The sequence below is a fragment of the Halovibrio variabilis genome, from assembly GCF_007991175.1.
In the GTDB taxonomy this organism is placed as follows: Bacteria; Pseudomonadota; Gammaproteobacteria; order Pseudomonadales; family Halomonadaceae; genus Vreelandella; species Vreelandella variabilis.
Window position 1 is genome coordinate 1 of sequence record NZ_BJXV01000019.1, and the last position, 18,903, is coordinate 18,903.

Genomic DNA, 18,903 nt, shown 5'->3' on the forward strand with positions numbered 1-18,903 from the left:
TGGTCGCCGAGGCCGTGCCCCGTTGACGTGTGGCGTATAGTACCCGATTCACCGCCAGGGTCAACAGCGATTTGAATATTTATCACTGAAAGTCGTTCAAAATTAATGTTTGCCCACAACGCGCCATAAAACAGCACATAGAGTTGATCTAGGGCAAAACGGCTACTCCCCTCTCCCCTAAGCTTACAGATAGAGGATGTTGAGGCTTGTCACATCAAGACCAAGACGCCGATTATAAAAGCAACGGGAGAATGACCATGACCATAAAAGCGACGTTACTACCCATACTGTCGGCTAGCAGTTTGTTGGCTGCAAGCTTAGCCATGGCAGACGATGGCTTGGAGGATTACCGCCAACGCTTCGAGGCACTGCCTTATTTACCGCCCATCCCCGCGGACAATTCATTAACAGAGGAGAAAGTCGAGCTCGGCAACATGCTGTTCTTTGAGCCGCGCATCTCCTCTAGTGGGGTTATCAGCTGCGCTACTTGTCACAATCCAGCGCTTGGCTGGGCCGACCGAATCCCCCGCGCTGTTGGTCACGATGGGCAAGTCGGTGAACGCAATACGCCAACCGTGTTGAACAGTGGCTTTTTAGGGTCACAGTTTTGGGATGGCAGGGAACCTGATTTAGAAGGCCAAGCACTGGGGCCCATTGAAGCACCCGTAGAAATGGCAATGGACCTAGATATGGCACTGGAGCGTCTAGTGGGGTTTGAGCTTTATCAACAAAAATTCAGTGCCGCCTATCCTGACCAAGAAGAACCTATCACCAGTGATAATTTGGCCCATGCGCTGGCCGCTTTCCAACGCACGCTCAATACACCTAATTCACCTTTTGATCGTTACCTGCATGGTGATTTAGCGGCAATTAACCAACAGGCCAAGGACGGCATGGTGGCTTTTGTTGATAACGGCTGTATTGCCTGCCACCGTGGCCCTGCGTTAACCGATAGCCAATTCCATGCGATTCAGGTACCCGGCTCGACTGATTTAGGTCGTTACATCGTGACCGAGGAAGAGAGCGACAAGTACCGTTTCAGAACGCCGACGCTTCGTAATGTGGCGGTGACCTACCCGTATATGAATAACGGTGCGACTGAAACGCTGGAAGAGGCGGTGGCGATAATGGGTGAAGAAATGCTTGGACGAGAGTTTGACGAGAGCACCAACAGTGACATTACCGCTTTTTTACACACGCTAACGGGTGAAATGCCCGATTTTGATGTGCCCGCACTGCCCTAGACTATTGACTTGATATAGAGCAGCCGCCTGGTCAACGTCACCAGGCGGTCAAACACTAGACGGCAGCTAAACGAGCTAACAGCTCTTCCCGACGTTCTAGGGTAACGAAGGCCTCTTCAATCGCATTCCGCGTTAACTGACGAAATACCGCCTCATCCCAACCAAAGGCCTCAGCGCAAGCGATATGATTGACCATCATGCCGCCGCCAAAATAGGCAGGATCATCTGAGCTAATCGTTACCTTGAGCCCTTCAGCCAAGAGCTTAGGGAGCGGATGATCGCGAAGGTCGTCAACTACCTTCAAACTAACGTTTGAGAGCGGGCAGACCGTTAGCACAATCTGCTCACTGCGTAGGCGCTCAACCACTGTTTGACTTTCCAAGCAGCGAACACCGTGATCGACACGTTCCACACCCAGCACATCCAGGGCCTCTTGAATATATTCTGCGGGCCCCTCCTCTCCAGCATGCGCAACGCAGACTAACTCTAGCTGCTGAGCACGCTTAAACACATCGATAAAATTGGCGGGTGGGTTATTTTGCTCGGCACTGTCCAAGCCGATGGCATCCAGCATTTTCCAATAGGGAGCGGCTTGTTCAAGAACGTGCAGCGCTTCATCGGCGGGGCGATCGCGTAGAAAAGCCATAATCATGCCGATAGAAAGATCGAGAGTGTCCTCGGCCTCTTGCTTGGCTTTTAATAGCCCTGCCATGACCACTTCAAGCGGTACGCCACGTTGAAGGTGTGCCTGAGGGTCAAAGTGCATATCGATATGCACAACCCCTTCCCCACGTGCACGTTTAAAATAATCCATCGCCAGGTCATAAAAATCTTCTTCGTTACGAAGCACATCCATGCCCTGGAAATAAAGCTTCAAGAAGCCCTGCAGATCGCTGAAATGGTAAGCGTCTTTAGCTTCTTGCACCGTCGCATAGGGCAACTGAATACCGTTGCGCTGCGCTAGTGCAAACATTAGTTCTGGCTCCAGTGAGCCTTCAATATGCAAATGGAGCTCTACTTTGGGGAGGTCGCGTAAAAATTCATGCATAGGGGGCTCCTTGAGACTGCATCGATTAGTCAACGTCATTCAATCAGATATTGTTGAAGTTTACCGTCAACGAGATGCCAGTGAAACTCGACCCTGGGCAATAGATTCAACGAGCTAATTTGATGGACAAAATAAATCACCGTTCGATTGGCCAGCCATTGATCTAAGGACGCTGCAATGTGCTGGGCCGTTGCGGCGTCAATAGCGGCAAAAGGCTCATCAAGTATCACAACGCTTGGGTTGCGCAACATCAAACGCGCCAAGGCGACACGTCGAGCTTGCCCACCCGAAAGCTGCTGGCCTTTTTCACCTACCGCCGTATCCAACCCTTTCGGCAATTGCTTGACCCAGTCAGCCAATGCAACCGCCGCTAACACCTCCCAAAGCAATTCGTCGTTAGCTGACGGGTTAGCAATGCGCAGATTCTCGGCTAGAGAGTCGTCAAACAAGTCCACCGACTGAGTCAGCATGGCAAAGTGACTGGCACGACTCTGCGCAGCAACCTGCCAGGGCCGCTCTCCGCCGACCAACACGTCACCCTCGGTGGGCTCTAAGCGTCCGGTTAACACGCTAGCCAACGATGATTTACCCGCACCGGAGCTACCGGTTATCACCGCGCGCTTTCCGGCTGGCAGCTGAAAGCTAACAAAATTCAATGATGGTTGCAGTGACGTTGAATAGAGCAGCGATAGCTGCGTCACATTAATTGCAAGCCCTAGCGCTTTCGGCAAGCTGGTTTGCTTCTCATGCGATGGTGGCGCGCTGGTTAGTTCGTTCAATCGCCGAACAGCCGCGTAGCTAGCCCCCAGCTTTATAAAACTCGATGGCAACGCAATGAAGGCCTCGTTAAGCCCCAATGCAATCAAGACCGCCATTACTAGGATAGGCGCCGCTACTAACTCCTCAACAAAGCCAAGGCTAGACAACCATAGCACCGCTATCACCAGCAGCCCGGCAACCGCACTCACTAAGCCATTTATTAGCGCCGTTTTATGCCCCAAACGCCGCTGGTTGCTGTGCGCTTGTTGTTCCTGGATGGTGATAAGCGAGCGATGCCATTGCGCGCTGCGATAACTCATCAGCTCGGCAGACGCCTGGACTTGATCGACAACCAAGCGGCGTAGGGATTCTTGATCCGCCACTTGCTGGTAGCTTCGCGAAAATCCCCACATCGCCGTCACCAGCGTCACTATCAACCACAATAGGCCTAGCGTTATCGCCATTAATAACGCCACGCCTGGCAACCAAATGGCCACAAATAGCGATATGACCACCACACTCAACAGGGCGACAACGGGCGGCACGAGAATACGCAGATAAAAATTATCCAAGGTGTCGATATCGGCGGTCAAACGGCTCAGCCAGTCACTGGCTCGCTGACGGTGCAAGCTGGCATCGTCAAGGCGGGTTAAATGGCCAAAGACGCGATAGCGTAAGTCAGCGAGCAGGGTTAACACCGTATTGTGGTTATATAGCCGCTCGATATAGCGGGCTATGGTGCGTAACAACGCAAAAAAACGAATGCCGCCACCGGGCACATAGACGTCTAACCGCGCAGGCATGCCCAACGCTAACGCGATGCCCGCTAATGCGCTGGCGGTAATAAACCAACCCGATAACCCCAGCAGCGCAAGACCGGCTATTAGCGTCATCCAAACAAGCAAGGCGCCGCATAAAAAACGCCGACGCCGGCGGACTAAAAGCTGCAACCAGGGGCGAAAGTCTCGAAGAATATGGATCACGTAGCCACCTCTACCAACTGACCATGCGCAAAAGCAAAGTGGCGTTGCGCAGCAGCGATCACCTCAGGGTGATGAGTAGCAATCACCAGGGTACGTCCCTCTTGCGCTAGTTCAAGCAAAGCAGCCATTACGGCCTGCTCAGTCTCCTGGTCGAGGCTTGCGGTAGGTTCATCGAGCAGCACTAAAGGCGCCTTGCTGAGATACACACGTGCAAGTGCAAGGCGCTGAGCCTGGCCACCCGACAAACCCATCCCACGCTCACCAATTAAGCTATCTAGCCCGCTGGGAAGCTTCGCCAAAAGAGGCCCAAAACCGGCTCGCTGCAGCGCCACCGACATCTCCTCGCGGGACGCTTGCGGTGCCGCCAAGCGCAAATTATCGAGCAAACTGCCGTGCAATAAGCAAGGCTGCTGGTCCAACCAGGCATAGTGGCTGTCGGCTACCCGGCGGTAGTCGCCTGAACTTGGCGCAATAAAGCCTGCGAGCAGTGCTAATAGCGTTGACTTGCCACTGCCGGATTCACCGCTGATAGCAATAACGTCGCCCTGCTGAATACTAAGCGCAATGGGGCCCAGGACCTGACCACGGCCTGGGTAGGCAACGCAAACAGCGTCAATTTCGATTATCGCGGTAGGCGAACTGGGGGTCATAGGGGCATGTGGGCTAACCAAAGATGGCTCGTTGAGTATATTTACCACACTCTCAGCCGCGCCTAGCGCCGCAGCGCGATCATGGTAATGCTGGGAAAGCGTACGCAGAGGCTGGAAAAATTCAGGCGCCAAAAGCAGAACAGCAAGGCCTGAAAAAAGTGTTAGCGAGGTGGAGGGGCCATACTCAATGTAACCCAACAGGCCAAAACCAACGTACATGGCCACAACGGCAATCGCGACCGAAGAAAAGAACTCCAGCACCGCCGAAGAGAGGAAAGCCAACCGCAGCGTGCGCATGCTCAAACGTCGATAACCGTCGGTGGCATACCAAACGTCTTGCTGGGCGGCAGCGGTTCGGCCAAATAACTGCAGCGTGGTCATGCCGCGCACACGGTCAATAAAGTGGGCTGACAAGCGTGATACAGCCACAAACTGGTCGCGGTTCAAACGCTCAGCGCCCATGCCCACTAGCGCCATAAAAAGCGGAATAAGCGGCGCAGACAACAATAAAAACACCGCCACTAAATAATCCAGCCAACCCGCCACCGCCAATATCAATAGCGGAAGCAATAGCGTAATGCGAAGCTGGGGATAAAAGCGCGCAAAATATCCCTCAAGGGCATCCACGTGCTCAACCGCTTGGTTGGCAATAGAGCCGCTGTGCTGACCAGTCAACCAAACAGGCCCTAGCGCGGAGAGTTTATCCAGCAGCTGACCCCTGGCTAGCTGACGAATACGCAGGCTCGCCTCCAGGCTCAACGTTTCATACCCCCACTGAAAGACAGCGCGCAACACCACACTGCCCGCCAGCAGGGCAAACACCGGCCAAAGCGCAATCGGCGAACGACCCTGGACCACCAGCTGCTCAATCAGCCATGCAATGCCAACGACGACGACAATCGTTTGACCGCCTGCCAGCACCCCAAACAATGCCGCCCCCAGTAATCGCTTACGCTGCTGCTTAGCCAACGCTTGCAGCCAACGGCGCGGCGTTAAAGTAGCACCCGTTCCTTCGGTGACCATGGGATCAATGATATCCCTCACCGACGCGCACCTTGCCGCGGAACACCCAATATGTCCAAGCGGTGTAGGCCAGTATGATTGGGATAACGAACACCATCCCCACTAGTAAAAACAGCTGAGATTCTGGTGCAGACGCCGCGTCCCAAAGCGTGTAGTTAGGCGGTACGATAACCGGCCATTTACTAACGATCAGCCCCAGGTAAGTGAACACGTAGATGCCGATAGTGGCCAAAAACGGCACGCTTTCGCGGCGCTTCTGTACTGAGCGATACACCAAAAACGAACAGGCCAACGCCAAGAAAGGAAATATCCAGATCAATTGCATATTACCGAACCAGCGCTCGCGCACAAGCGGGTTTATAAAAGGCGTCCAAAGACTGATCACCGCAAAAACGAACAGCACCAGCGCCAGTAACAGAGGCGTAATTTTATACGCCCAATCCTGCACATGACCCTCTGATTTGAGTATCAGCCAGGTAGCACCCAACAAGGCATAGCCCGCCATTAAGCCAAGACCGGTTAACACTGAGAACGGTGTCAGCCAGTCAAATGCACCGCCGACATAGACAAAGTCTTCAACCGGGAAGCCCTGGATGTAAGCCCCAACCACAGCACCTTGCGCAAAGGCCGCAACTGCCGACCCCCAGCAAAATGCACGATTCCACCAGCGCCGATTACGGCGCGATTTAAAGCGAAATTCAAAGGCAACGCCGCGGAAGATTAACCCCGCCAGCATTAAGAACACGCCGATATAAAGCGCTGGCAAGAACACCGAATATACCAGCGGGAAAGCGCCTAACAACCCGGCGCCACCGAGCACCAGCCAGGTTTCGTTGCCATCCCATATCGGCGCCACCGAATTCATCATGACATCCCGGGCGTCTTCATCAGGCGCAAAGGGATAAAGAATCCCTAAGCCTAAATCAAACCCATCCATCAGCACATACATCATGATGCCGAAGCCAATAATAAAAGCCCAAATTAATGTTAGATCAAACATTTCCATGTTCAGCTCCTCACCGGATCAACGTCATCATCGAAAGGTGTATGGGCAGCCGATAGGGGCCGCATAGGGCGTTTAAAGTTGTCATCGGTGGTCTCGCGCTCTTCTTCCGGCAACATACCGTTGCGCACTACCCGAGTAAGGTAATAAACGCCAGCGTAAAACACCACGCCGTAGACCAAGGCATAGCCAATCAGGGTAAATAATGCCATGGGGCCAGTAAGCGAAGGTGTTAAGCCCTCAGCATGGGTCATCATGCCGTAGACCAGCCATGGGGAGCGGCCTGATTCGGTAACAATCCAGCCAGCCAGGACAGCTGCAAAAGGCAAGGGAATAATGGCTACCAGGGCTTTTAGAAACAGCCGCTGGTTGTAAATACGCCCCTTGCGGCGCAACACTAACCCCGTCAGTGAGATCGCAATCATTAGCAACCCAATGCCCACCATGGCGCGAAAGGCCCAAAACACAATCAGCACAGGCGGCTGCTCATCCGGCGCAGCTTCAGTAATGCCCGGCACCTCGCCGTCAGGCGAGTGCGTCAATATAAGGCTGGCAAGACTGGGAATACCTATTTCAAAGTGATTGGTCTGAGCTTCCTGGTCAGGGATCGCAAACAGTAACAGTGGCACATTAGTAGAGGTTTCCCAGTGGCCTTCCATTGCCGCCACTTTTGTCGGCTGGTGCTCTAAGGTGTTGATGCCGTGGAAGTCGCCGATAACCGCTTGGGTTGGGGCCAAAAACAGTAGCAGCCAGAGGCACATGGAAAGCGCACGGCGGTTTGCTTCAGGGTCCCGATCGCGCAGCAGAAACCAAGCGCTGACGCCGGCCACGACAAACCCACCGGTAAGGAAAGAAGCAACCGCCATGTGCATGAAACGATAAGGAAAAGACGGATTAAAGATCGCCTCGCTCCACGACGTTACATGAAAACTGGAGTCGATCAACTCTACGCCCGCCGGGGTATGCAACCAGCTGTTAGCCGATAAAATCCAAAAGGAAGAGATGAAGGTGCCTACCGCCACCATAATGGCGGCAAACAAATGAACGCCCTGAGGGACCTTGCCCCGGCCAAACAGTAATACGCCCAGGAAAGCCGCTTCCAGGAAGAATGCGGTGACGACCTCATAGCTCAGCATGGGGCCGAGAAAGTTCGAAGACGCCTGGGAAAAGTTGCTCCAGTTAGTGCCAAATTGGAACGACATCACGATACCCGACACGACGCCCATCCCGAAGACGACGGCAAATACCTTTGTCCAGAACAGCGATAGGCGGTCCCAAGCGGGATTCTGTGTCTTGAAAAATAGACCATGCAGCAGCGCAATATAGGACGCCAAGCCAATAGTAAACACCGGGAAGATCGCATGAAACGACACGACGAAGGCAAACTGCAATCGCGATAACACAAGCGGATCAAGTTCCATTACACTCTCCTAAGACCTGCCTAAGACCTGCATCGGTTTCCCATGATGGGTTAACACAAGCTTAGTTGAGCCTTGATGGCACGACATTTTTAGTTATAAGCGCTAAGCTTATTTACGCTGCAACCAATCTGTCACTAGCGCCCTTTCTTGGACAACCATCATATAACAATAGCTGGCTGTCCAAGATGAGTCGCGTTGACGCAGCAGGCACCATAGCGATGCACAATGGCGCTATCCTCGCTATCGAGACATCACCACGATGCTCACCATGTAGCCAGTGTAGGCAAGAAATAGCGCAAGCAAGATTCCCCCTTCTAGGCGATTAATTTTCCGCGCACGACCACGCCATGAGAATGCAAACAGAATCATCAATAGCGTCATACCGGTCATCACACTCCAGTCGCGCACCAATACTTCGCGACCGGCCTCAATGGGGCTAATCACACCCGCCAGACCGACGACCGCTAAGCTGTTAAACAGGTTAGAGCCAACCACATTGCCCAGCACCATATCGTGCTCCTTGCGGCGCAATGCGCTAATTGATGAGGCAAGCTCTGGCAAAGAGGTGCCGATAGCCACCACGGTCAAACCGATAATTAAATCGCTAACGCCAAAACGCATGGCAATTTCCACCGCCCCCCAAACCAGCAGGCGCGAGCTGGCAATCAATAGCACCAGCCCCACAAGGGTCCACATCACGGATTTGCCGCGGGACATCGGCTTGCTTTCGAGCGTTTCAGCCACCTCGACGATCAGTGCATCGTCGGGCTGATTGCGTGAGCGCACAATACTAACGCCAATGAAGATAGCCAGCGCCAGCAGCAAACCAATCGCTTCCCAGCGCGCTATTAGCCCATCCAGTAGCATTAATCCCGTCGCCAGCATGACGACCATCAGGAGGGGCATTTCTTGGCGTATCACACTGGAATGAACGGCCAACGGTGACACAAGCGCCACAAACCCCAGCACTAAGCCGATATTGGCAATATTCGAGCCGTAGGCGTTACCCACCGCTAGGCCTGGGTTACCTTGTACTGCAGCCAGTACCGACACCATCATCTCTGGGGCTGAGGTACCAAACCCAATGACCAACATCCCGATCAACAGCGGGGAAAGCCCAAGCCAGCGTGACGTTGCCGCCGCGCCGTCGATAAATTTCTCGGCACTCCAGATTAGAAGCACCAATCCGAGTACCACCGCCAATAAGGGAAGCAACATTTCATTTCCTTCAAGACACAATTACAGGCACTATTTCCAGTACTGTTTGCCAGTACTGTTTGCCAGTACTGTTTGCCAGTACTGTTTTCAAGCACTATTTACGCGTACTGCTTTTAAGCGCTAGGTTTTCAAGCACTAGAGTTTAAAACCCTAAGGTTTCAAGTCTTAAGGGCTCGGTGATGCGCGGCTTGATCGCCATCGACCGACAGCGGCGCGCCACTGCACCGCAGCATAATTGTCTAAACAAGTGCCTTGGTCAAGCGGCTACTGACGTTTTTGGGCATTATTTCAGCGACATAGGCTTGCTTAAATATGTATCTGACTGCTTAATCCGCCACATCCTAGTTGCTTTACTAGAATTTCGCGCTGAGAGTTTTGGTTTTTGCCTCCACAACGATTAATTAAACGCCCTTCTCTACCGGTCAACGCCCCATTAGTTGACCGTTCACCACCTGAGGTTAGAACTCAGCGGCGACGCCTGCGCGCCTGCCATGAATGCGACTGGGTATCGGCATTGCCACCCCTTAGCTCAGGTGAAAAGGCAAGCTGCCCGCGCTGCTCACACGTGCTGGTGACACGCCACCGCTACCCAGCGCAACGCAGTATGGCTTTAGCGATTGCATCGCTAGTGGCGATGCTGTTGGCAGTATCGTTTCCCTTTATAAGTTTCACCGTCAGCGGTGTGAGCAACCGCATTGAACTTACCCAGACCGCCTCGACGCTGATTGGCTTTCACCAACCGCTAGTCGCTATTGCGGTTATCATGACCATCGTCGTGCTGCCGGCGGTTTACTTAATCGGCGTTGTTTGGCTCCAATTTGGCCTACTGCGAAATCACCCCCTGCCCTACAGCCGAGATATTGCCCGCTCGCTGTCGCACTTAACACCGTGGATGATGGCCGATGTGTTTATTATCGGCGCTTTGGTAAGCCTGATTAAAATAGCTGGTTTGGCCGAGGTTGACGTCGGCATCTCCTTTTGGGCATTTTGCGCTTTTGCGCTGCTATTGTTGATGACCAACCAATCGCTTGATGCCGACTGGATGTGGTTCTCGTTAGAGGGTGAGACGCTAGCCCCCGAAGGCACTCAAACAGGACGGCCCGCGGCGGGGCAAGGGTTAACCGGCTGCCCAACCTGCGGGCTGGTTAACCGCCTCTCGCCTCAGGGCACGGGGCGATGTATTCGCTGTCATGAAAAACTTCATCAACGCTTGCCACATAGCCTCCAGCGCACCTGGGCACTATTGGGGGCATCGACCATCATGTATATTCCTGCCAACGTGTATCCCATAATGACGACCACCAGTTTTGGCAGCTCCTCACCTTCGACCATTATTGGCGGCGTTATTCAACTGATTCAGATGGATTCGTGGCCCATCGCCGGCGTTATCTTCATTGCCAGCGTTATCGTCCCCGTGGGCAAACTTGTTGCCTTAACGTGGCTTTGTCTTGTGGTCAGGCGTAGCAACGAGCTGAATGCGCAAAGCCGCACTCGGCTGTATCGCTTGACCGAATTTATTGGCCGCTGGTCGATGGTGGACGTCTTTGTGGTGGCTATTCTGGTTGCTTTGATTCGCGCTGGCTCATTGATGTCGATCACCCCCGGTCCCGCCGCACTCGCCTTTGGCGCAGTGGTTGTGTTAACCATGCTGGCGGCAATGTCGTTTGATCCACGCTTAATTTGGGATACGCCTCCCCCACCTCGCCCCCCTTTTCTCCGCCGTAAAACGGCCACCAAGGAACCTGTTGATGGCTAACGAAACAACACCGCCAGCCGACCAAACGAGTACCGGCTCACCCAATGGCCAGGACGTAAACAGAGCCAAAGTATCACGCCAAACTCGCCTCTCGCCGATTTGGATCGTCCCTATCGTCGCCATCGTCATCGGTTTATGGCTGGTCTACGACAACTACGCCAGTCGCGGCATCCTGGTAACGCTGACCATGGACAGTGCCGAAGGTATCGAAGCGGGCGATACGCTGATTCGCAGCCGCAATGTTGAAATAGGCCAGGTTCAGACGGTGCGCTTATCTGACGACCTTTCTCATGCCGTCATGACCGCGCGCATTCAGCCCGAAGTAGAGGAAATGCTGCGCGAAGATAGCCGCTTTTGGGTGGTCAAGCCGCGCATTGGCCGTGAAGGTATCAGCGGTTTGGGCACCGTGTTGTCGGGGGCTTATATACAGCTCGAGCCCGGCACCGAAGAAGCGCCACGCCGTGAATTCCCCGTCAGTGAAACGCCCCCCGTCGCCCCCGCCGGTCAGGCAGGACTGCGGCTAAGTTTGACGAGCCAGCTGGGCAATTCGCTGCGCGTTGGCGACCCTGTCTCTTACCAGGGCTATACCGTCGGACGTATCGAAGAAAATAGCTTTGAACCTGAATCGCGCACTATGCGGCACCAGGTGTTTATTGAAGAACCCTATACGCAGCTGGTCACTGACAGCACCCGCTTCTGGACCTCCAGCGGCGTCGATTTTCGCTTAGACGCCGACGGCGTCCGCGTTAACGTTGAGTCTGTTGAAGCGCTTCTTGGTGGCGGCGTTACCTTCGGCGTACCCGAAGACCTGGCCATGGGGCAGCCGGTGGACGCCAATACCCGGTTTACGCTGTATGCCGATGAAGATGCCGCCCGAGAAGGCACCTTCAACCGCTACCTGGAATATGTGCTACTGGTAGACGAAACCGTACGCGGGCTTTCCAAAGGTGCGCCGGTAGAGTTTCGCGGGGTGCGAATCGGCACTGTTGCCGCCGTGCCCTGGAACTTTACCGCGCCACAGCCCGACTCGCGCGCCCGCTTCGCGATTCCGGTACTGATTAGGATTGAGCCCCAGCGTCTGGGCATTGAGAACAGCGACATTGACCTAGACGAGTGGGAAGCAAGGTTTCAGCGCATGTTTAGCCTTGGGCTGCGCGCCTCGCTCAAGAGCGGCAGCCTGCTGACGGGGGCGCTGTTTGTGGACTTGAACTTCCAGCGCGACTTAGCCGATGAGTATGTCGCCGAGCGGTTCGCTGAGCGGGACGTTTTCCCCACCGTGGCGGGCGGCTTCGCACAAATTCAGGCCCAGGTAACTAATTTACTGGAAAAGTTAAACGCACTTGAAGTTGAGCCATTGTTAACCGGTCTGGATCGCAATCTACAAGCCTCGGAAAGCGTACTGAATGAAGTTCGCGAGGTGAGCACGTCGCTTAATCAACTGTTGAATGACCCAGAGACCCAGGCCGTGGGCGGCAACCTCAATGCGACCCTTGACGAGCTACGTAGCACACTGCAAGGCCTATCGCCCTCGTCCCCTGCTTATCAAGAACTGACCACTGCGATTGAACGACTGGACCGCTTGATGCGTGATCTGCAGCCGCTAGCCCGCACGTTAAATGACAACCCCAGGGCACTGCTGTTTGACAACCTGGATGCCCAAGACCCTGTTCCACGGGCGCCACGCTAATTAGGAGTTAAAGCATGTTTGCATGGACGAGGTATCTACCCACGCTGATGGTCTGCCTGCTACTGTCTGCTTGCGCCAGCAGCGTTACGCCCCCTGCGCGCTATATGCTGCCCAGCGGCCCATTGGCAAGTACCCCCAATCAGCCAGCGGGAACGCTTGTGGTGAGCTCCCCGCGGCTTGCTGATTATTTGGACGTCGATGGCATTGTGATGCAGCTAGACGACATTACGCTTAACGCCGCTCGGCAGCATCAGTGGGCAGAAGGGTTAGCCAGGCAGCTAGAGCGGAGATTACGCGCGAACCTATCGCAAGCGCTGCCAATGCTTAGGGTGATGCGGGCGGAAGGCAAAAAAGCCAACGCTTTGACCCTGCGCCTGAACGTGGATCAATTCCAGGGCCGCTTTGACGGTGTCGCCGTGGCGAGCGGCCAGTGGCAATTGTTTAATAGTGAGGGGGAGCTATTGGTAATGGAGAATTTCCATACCCAGACAACGTTAGAAGAAGATGGCTATCCCGCCTTGGTGCGGGCGCTAAGCGAGAGCTGGGATCAGGCTGCCGAACTTATCGCCCGCCAAGTGCGTGAGGGCGATTATTTCGACTAATTAATTCATCAGGGCAGCTCAATACCGTTGCATATAAAGCTGCCCTGATGGCATAAGGCAGCTATTCAAGCTGACGTTCTATAAACGTGTTACACTACTTCGCTTATTACTGGCACGTGCCACTAACCATAGGTTTTATAGGTTTTCTGATGCGCCCTTGCACATTAGATAATAGCGCGCCCTGGCGCTAGTACCTTCACGTCTCCTGTCACGGTCATCCACGGCTAACCAACGACCATCGCGGCCTGCTTAGTTATCTGGCACAATTCGCTGCCGCGACGGTGAATCAACCTCGCTTTTTGAACATTACATCTAGTGATAACAACCACTTACCGGTATAAACTCACTAGGTGTCTGCGGAGAACGCATGAGCTTTTCTGATCTTGGCCTGCACGCCGATTTGTTACGCGCTGTCACAGCGCAAGGTTACACCGAACCAACCCCGATCCAACGACAGGCAATCCCCGTCGTACTAGAAGGCCGTGACATGTTAGCCAGCGCCCAAACGGGCACTGGCAAAACCGCTGGCTTTACCCTGCCGATGTTACAGCGACTTAATGACGGCAAGCGTCCAGCAAAACGCCAAGTCCGTGCGTTAGTGCTAACCCCGACACGCGAGCTTGCCGCTCAAGTGGGCGAAAGTGTCGCGACTTACGGCCAACATCTGTCGCTACGCTCCCACATTATTTTTGGCGGCGTTGGTCAGCAGCCCCAAATCGATGCGCTTAAAGCAGGCTTGGACGTGTTAATCGCAACCCCGGGCCGTTTATTAGATCTGCACCAGCAGGGCCACGTTGATCTATCGGTGGTCGAGATTTTAGTGCTTGATGAAGCGGACCGTATGCTGGATATGGGCTTTATCCACGACATTAAACGCCTGCTGCGCCTGATGCCTAAGAAGCGCCAAAACCTGCTTTTCTCGGCAACGTTTTCTAACGAAATCCAAACCCTGGCGAAGCAACTGCTGGACAACCCAGCGATGATCGAAGTGGCGACACGCAATGCCACTGCCGAGAAAATCGAGCAGGCGATCTACCGCGTCGACCGCGAGAAAAAACGCGAGCTGCTGGCTCACTTAATCCAGCAGAACGGCTGGTTCCAAGTGCTCGTCTTCACGCGGACTAAACACGGCGCCAACCGCCTGGCTGAGCAGCTCTCTAAGCAGGACATTCCCTCCATGGCCATCCATGGTAATAAAAGCCAGGGCGCACGCACCCGCGCGCTAACCGCTTTTAAAGGTGGCGACCTGCAAGTGCTGGTGGCAACCGATATCGCCGCCCGCGGCCTGGATATCAATGAACTGCCCCATGTCGTCAATTTCGACCTACCCAACGTGGCCGAAGATTACGTTCATCGCATTGGGCGTACAGGTCGCGCTGGCAGCAATGGTGAAGCCGTCTCGTTGGTATGTGTCGACGAAGACGCCCTGCTCGGCAATATCGAGCGGTTGATCAAACAGACGCTGCCCAAGCATATTGAGCCTGGTTTTGAGCCCGACCCCACCATTAAACCTGAGCCAATCGAAAACGGCCGCCGCAATCAGCGCCAGCCCAGCGCCAAACGCAAACCCGAAGGCCAAAGCGCCAATACCGGCGGTGAGCGCAAACGTCGCGCCCGGCGCTAGTGGCGAGCCCTGCTGGAATATGCGAAGGTTACCCCTTGCATATTCCAAGCTGCTATTTTAAGCCTCTATTTTCAGCCTTTAGGCATGTACATTTTTTCATGGAGTGATTATGGCGTCCTCTCAACTTATGGCCGACTACCGTCAATGGCTGACGTTTCAACGCCAAGAGCAGCTCAGCCGCGAACATCAAGGGATTGTGCAGCGTTTAGAGGATGCTCACGCCTCAGCCAATCAAGTGCTCCAGGCTTACCGCAGCATGGCCGAAAAGGCCTCCGTTGAGGGCGCGTGTTATCGCACCATTTTTTTACGCCAGCGGGAGGACAACCACGCCCTGCCCTGCGAAGGTTGGCTGTTTGTACGACGCATGCTCAGCGAAGGCAACAGCACCCGCGTGCGGGTCACCTTGCTGGAAACCTTTAGCCTTGAAGATGGCATTATGAGCCCAGGCGATAAGCCAGCGCGCAAATTGACCTTGGAAATCTATGACCAATTGAACATGGATAAAGGCATGCGCACTAACGTAAGAGTGGATTGTTTAGATACCCCACAGGACTACCACTTCATCACGTTGCTCGATGCCGTTCGCGGGGACTTACGCCCGCACCTTAAGTAAGCACTGGTTTTAAAACGGGCATGAAATAAGCACACTGATGGCATCGCGTCGCTCAATTACGTTTATTTTGCTGATGGTGGTGGTGGGGCTGAACCTGCGCCCCGCCATGTCCTCGGTTGCCCCTTTGCTAACCCGGCTGCAAGAGAACGCAGGCCTTTCCGCCACCGCCGCAGGGTTGCTCACTACATTACCCGTGCTCTTCTTAGGCTTGTCGGCCCCCTTTGCGCCTACATTGGCCAAACGCATCGGCAGTGAACGGGCGTTGAGTGCGGCACTGATACTGCTTGCCGCCGGGCTTATTTCACGCGGGCTACCGGTACCCGCTGGGCTTTTTATCGGCTCCGCAATGGCTGGCAGCGCGATTGGCATTGGCGGCACTCTACTGCCTGCCTTGGTGAAACGTGAACTCCCCGATAGCGCCGATTTAATCACCGGCTTATACACCATGGCGCTCTGTTTAGGAGGAGCCTTAGGGGCCGGGCTTAGCGTACCGTTAACCCAATGGCTCGGCAGCTGGCAGGCAAGCTTAATGAGCTGGTCACTGCTGGCACTGTTTGCGCTTGCGCTCTGGCAGCTGCAAATGCCCCGCAGCCCTGCGTCAGACACCCCCATGCCGGCAAACAGCGGCACATTACGGCTACTTAAGCACCCCCTTACCTGGCACGTTATGCTCTTCATGGGCATTCAGTCTTCCATGGCGTATATCGTCTTTGGCTGGCTTCCCACACTGTTGGTCGACCGGGGCTATAACGAGGCTGACGCCGGCTGGACCATGGCGGTGTCGATTGTCTGCCAGCTTGCTTCGGCACTCGGCGCCCCCTGGCTGGCGCGCATGGGGCGTGACCAACGTCCTGCACTATTATTTGTGTTGCTTAGCACCGCCATTGGCTTGTGGATGCTGCTTATCGCGCCATTAATATGGAAATGGCCCGGCGCCGCCCTGCTGGGCATCGGCCAGGGCGGCAGCTTTAGCCTAGCGCTCAGTTTGCTAGTCTTACGCACGGCCAACTCGCGTCTCGCAGGTCAGCTCTCCGGGCTCGTCCAGGGCGGTGGTTACACACTGGCAGCGCTCGGCCCCTTCGGTGTGGGGGTTTTACGTCAAGCAGGCGCTGGCACCTTGGCTATTGCTTGGCTGTTAATTGCCTTAATCGCGGTTTGCTGTGGCGTTGCTTTACTGGCGGGGCGCAGTCATCGCTTAGACGACCAAAGTGGTGGACTTGTCGTGCGGCGCATCACCCGCAGTTAATTATTCAGGAGACGGCATGAGCCTCTACTCCCCTTTAGCCAATAGCGACTCGGCCGCAGAGCGCATTTTAGTGATTTACACCGGCGGCACGATTGGCATGCAGCCGCATGCACACGGACTCGTGCCTGGCGGTGATTTCTCTACGCGTATGGCGGCGGCCCTCACCCAGCTGCCGATTACTCAACAGCAAGCCCTACCGCTCTACGAAGTGACTAGCTACGTCACGCTGATTGATTCAAGCGCTGCCACGCCACTTACCTGGCAGCGGCTTGCTCACGACATCAATGAAAAGCTAACGGCTTACAGCGGCTTTGTGATTATTCACGGCACCGATACGCTGAGTTGGACCGCCGCGAGCCTGGCTTATCAGCTGCAAGGGCTAGATCGTCCAGTGGTGTTAACCGGCGCGATGCAACCGCTGGAAGCCCCCGCCAGTGATGCCCTGGCCAATTTACACGGCGCGCTCATGTTTGCGGCCCAGCCAGCCCTGCAAGAAGTCGCTGTCTATTTTGCCGGCAAGTTGCTGCGTGGCGTACGTGCCGTTAAACAGCACAGCGAAGCGGCTGACGCCTTTGCTAGCCTGAACTACCCGCTGATCGGCGAGCGGGTTGGCGACGATTTTGTTTACTACCCCAGCCGTGGGCTGGGCCTGCAGCAGCGTGGCGCGCCGCGCTTTGAGCTGCCCGACTACCGCTTGATCAATCAAGGCGAAGTGGTTCGGGTCGTCCTCTGGCCGGGCATCTCAGCCTGGCAGCTGGACGCCTGGCTAGGTGATTCGCGGGTTAAAGGAGCGCTATTGCAGCTATGGGGCGCTGGCAACTTACCCGACCAACCTGACTTATTGAATGTGCTTGCCAGGGCCAGCGGGGAAGGCAAACTCTTGGCTGCGATTAGCCAGTGCCCGCAGGGAAGCGCCCATTTCAGCACCTATGCGGCGGGTCATGGCCTTAGCGATGCGGGTGTGCTAGCAGGCGACGATATGACGCCGGAAGCCGCTTTCACCAAATTAGCCCACCTGTTGGCGCAGCCTTTGTCTTTCGAGGATCAGCGCCAGCGTTTTGTCACGTCGCTAATCGGTGAACGTTAACCCATCAAAGTCGTTGAAGGGTGGCGTAGGCTGAGATTCACGCTATGGTGTAGAGGTAAAATCTAACCGATTGAAGGAGCAACACATTATGGAAAAGCCGGTACATCATTTCAGCGAACTATTTGAGCAGTTGGGCTTGGCATCTGACGCAGATTCAATTGAGCGCTTTATCCAGCGCAATGCCCCGCTCCCGGAAACAATGCCATTGGCTGAAGCCCCCTGCTGGAACGAGGGCCAAGCAACATTTCTCAAAGAAGCCGTGGAAGACGACGCTGACTGGGCGGAAGTGGTTGATCACCTGGATGCCTCCATGCACAAGCCGCATTAATAAACAGCCGATAAACAATCCCGACCCGGCGCCGCTAAGAGGCGCCGACTGGCGCTGTTGGCAGGGTTTATTAATTGAATTAACTGCGGGTATTTAAACGCGCCTCTACACGCTCAAGAATCTGTCTGCTCACTTTGCCGACCAACGGTTTTGCCGCTCTATTAACGGCTTTTTCCATTAAACGATTACGAATTTCGTAGCTCAATGTGAGCGCTACTTCGGTGCCCTCAGGCACTTCGCGAAGTCGATAACGTCCTTGGTTCTTAACCCCATCCAATGACTCCCAGGCAAGCACATGGGGCGGCTGTATTTCAGTGACCATCACATCGAACGCCCAGTCCATACCCACTGCGCGCACGTGCCACCGATAGCGGTTCTCGCCTAACGTGTCGATAGATTGAATCAAATCGGAGTAGTCCGCAAAGTCTTCAACTCGGCGCAGTAGCTCAAACACGCGCTCAGGCGATGCGTTAACGATTTCACTGTGCTCGATGGTAGCCATTGTTCAGCCTCTAACAGCGTGGATGATTATCCTAGCATGTTGATATTAATACTGCCTGCCAACCCAGTATTTTGCTTGAATGTACGCTAGAACTGGTCAGCTTAACGGC

At 54.7% G+C, this 18,903-nt stretch carries 16 protein-coding genes; 9 read left to right on the forward strand and 7 right to left on the reverse strand.

What is annotated here, in order from left to right; translation table 11 throughout:
• Nucleotides 1-257 precede the first annotated feature (257 nt).
• Nucleotides 258-1,244 carry a cytochrome-c peroxidase gene (locus tag HVA01_RS14495; protein ID WP_218031563.1) on the forward strand — a complete coding sequence of 329 codons (987 nt, stop codon included), beginning with the start codon at nt 258-260 and terminating at the stop codon, nt 1,242-1,244.
• 55 nt (nt 1,245-1,299) lie between these two features.
• Here the strand turns inward: HVA01_RS14495 and HVA01_RS14500 are convergent, their stop codons facing one another.
• The 6 genes from HVA01_RS14500 to HVA01_RS14525 form a co-directional block, all read right to left on the reverse strand.
• Nucleotides 1,300-2,292, reverse strand: a complete 993-nt coding sequence (locus HVA01_RS14500; RefSeq protein ID WP_146876124.1) for an adenosine deaminase — start codon at nt 2,290-2,292, stop codon at nt 1,300-1,302.
• Nucleotides 2,293-2,327: 35 nt separating this feature from the next.
• Nucleotides 2,328-4,034, reverse strand: a complete 1,707-nt coding sequence (gene cydC / locus HVA01_RS14505; protein ID WP_146876125.1) for a thiol reductant ABC exporter subunit CydC — start codon at nt 4,032-4,034, stop codon at nt 2,328-2,330.
• Complete coding sequence (cydD, locus tag HVA01_RS14510) at nt 4,031-5,707, reverse strand: thiol reductant ABC exporter subunit CydD (protein WP_146876209.1); 1,677 nt, start codon at nt 5,705-5,707, stop codon at nt 4,031-4,033. The genes cydC and cydD overlap by 4 nt, the downstream gene beginning before the upstream one ends.
• A gap of 4 nt (nt 5,708-5,711) precedes the next feature.
• Complete coding sequence (cydB, locus tag HVA01_RS14515; RefSeq protein ID WP_146876126.1) at nt 5,712-6,713, reverse strand: cytochrome d ubiquinol oxidase subunit II; 1,002 nt, start codon at nt 6,711-6,713, stop codon at nt 5,712-5,714.
• A gap of 2 nt (nt 6,714-6,715) precedes the next feature.
• Nucleotides 6,716-8,131: a cytochrome ubiquinol oxidase subunit I gene (locus HVA01_RS14520; RefSeq protein ID WP_146876127.1), complete on the reverse strand. Its 1,416-nt coding sequence runs from the start codon at nt 8,129-8,131 to the stop codon at nt 6,716-6,718.
• Nucleotides 8,132-8,371: 240 nt separating this feature from the next.
• Entirely contained in the window at nt 8,372-9,349 is a 978-nt protein-coding gene (locus HVA01_RS14525; protein WP_146876128.1) for a calcium/sodium antiporter, read from the reverse strand.
• A gap of 400 nt (nt 9,350-9,749) precedes the next feature.
• On the opposite strand from HVA01_RS14525, the gene HVA01_RS14530 reads away from it, so the two are divergent.
• The 8 genes from HVA01_RS14530 to HVA01_RS14565 all read left to right on the forward strand — a co-directional run bounded on the left by HVA01_RS14530 (nt 9,750) and on the right by HVA01_RS14565 (nt 18,292).
• The gene (locus HVA01_RS14530; protein ID WP_371860159.1) at nt 9,750-11,105 is read left to right on the forward strand and encodes a PqiA/YebS family transporter subunit; all 1,356 of its coding nucleotides are present in this window, start codon (nt 9,750-9,752) and stop codon (nt 11,103-11,105) included.
• Nucleotides 11,098-12,792 (forward strand): intermembrane transport protein PqiB, encoded by a 1,695-nt coding sequence (pqiB, locus tag HVA01_RS14535; protein ID WP_146876130.1) that lies wholly within the window; start codon nt 11,098-11,100, stop codon nt 12,790-12,792. The genes HVA01_RS14530 and pqiB overlap by 8 nt, the downstream gene beginning before the upstream one ends.
• 14 nt (nt 12,793-12,806) lie before the next feature.
• A complete protein-coding gene (locus HVA01_RS14540) occupies nt 12,807-13,394 on the forward strand; it encodes a PqiC family protein (protein ID WP_146876131.1) in 588 nt (195 codons plus the stop codon).
• A gap of 367 nt (nt 13,395-13,761) precedes the next feature.
• Nucleotides 13,762-15,018 carry a DEAD/DEAH box helicase gene (locus HVA01_RS14545; protein ID WP_146876132.1) on the forward strand — a complete coding sequence of 419 codons (1,257 nt, stop codon included), beginning with the start codon at nt 13,762-13,764 and terminating at the stop codon, nt 15,016-15,018.
• 109 nt (nt 15,019-15,127) lie between these two features.
• Nucleotides 15,128-15,631, forward strand: coding sequence for a hypothetical protein (locus HVA01_RS14550; protein WP_146876133.1), 504 nt, complete (start codon nt 15,128-15,130; stop codon nt 15,629-15,631).
• 37 nt (nt 15,632-15,668) lie between these two features.
• Nucleotides 15,669-16,877 carry an MFS transporter gene (locus tag HVA01_RS14555; RefSeq protein ID WP_146876134.1) on the forward strand — a complete coding sequence of 403 codons (1,209 nt, stop codon included), beginning with the start codon at nt 15,669-15,671 and terminating at the stop codon, nt 16,875-16,877.
• 16 nt (nt 16,878-16,893) lie between these two features.
• Nucleotides 16,894-17,964: an asparaginase gene (locus tag HVA01_RS14560; RefSeq protein ID WP_146876135.1), complete on the forward strand. Its 1,071-nt coding sequence runs from the start codon at nt 16,894-16,896 to the stop codon at nt 17,962-17,964.
• Between the two features lie 88 nt (nt 17,965-18,052).
• On the forward strand, nt 18,053-18,292 hold the full coding sequence (locus HVA01_RS14565; RefSeq protein ID WP_146876136.1) for a DUF2789 domain-containing protein: 240 nt from the start codon (nt 18,053-18,055) through the stop codon (nt 18,290-18,292).
• A 79-nt stretch (nt 18,293-18,371) separates the two neighbouring features.
• On the opposite strand, the gene HVA01_RS14570 is transcribed toward HVA01_RS14565, so the two are convergent.
• Nucleotides 18,372-18,794, reverse strand: coding sequence for an SRPBCC family protein (locus tag HVA01_RS14570; RefSeq protein WP_146876137.1), 423 nt, complete (start codon nt 18,792-18,794; stop codon nt 18,372-18,374).
• Nucleotides 18,795-18,903: the final 109 nt, after the last annotated feature.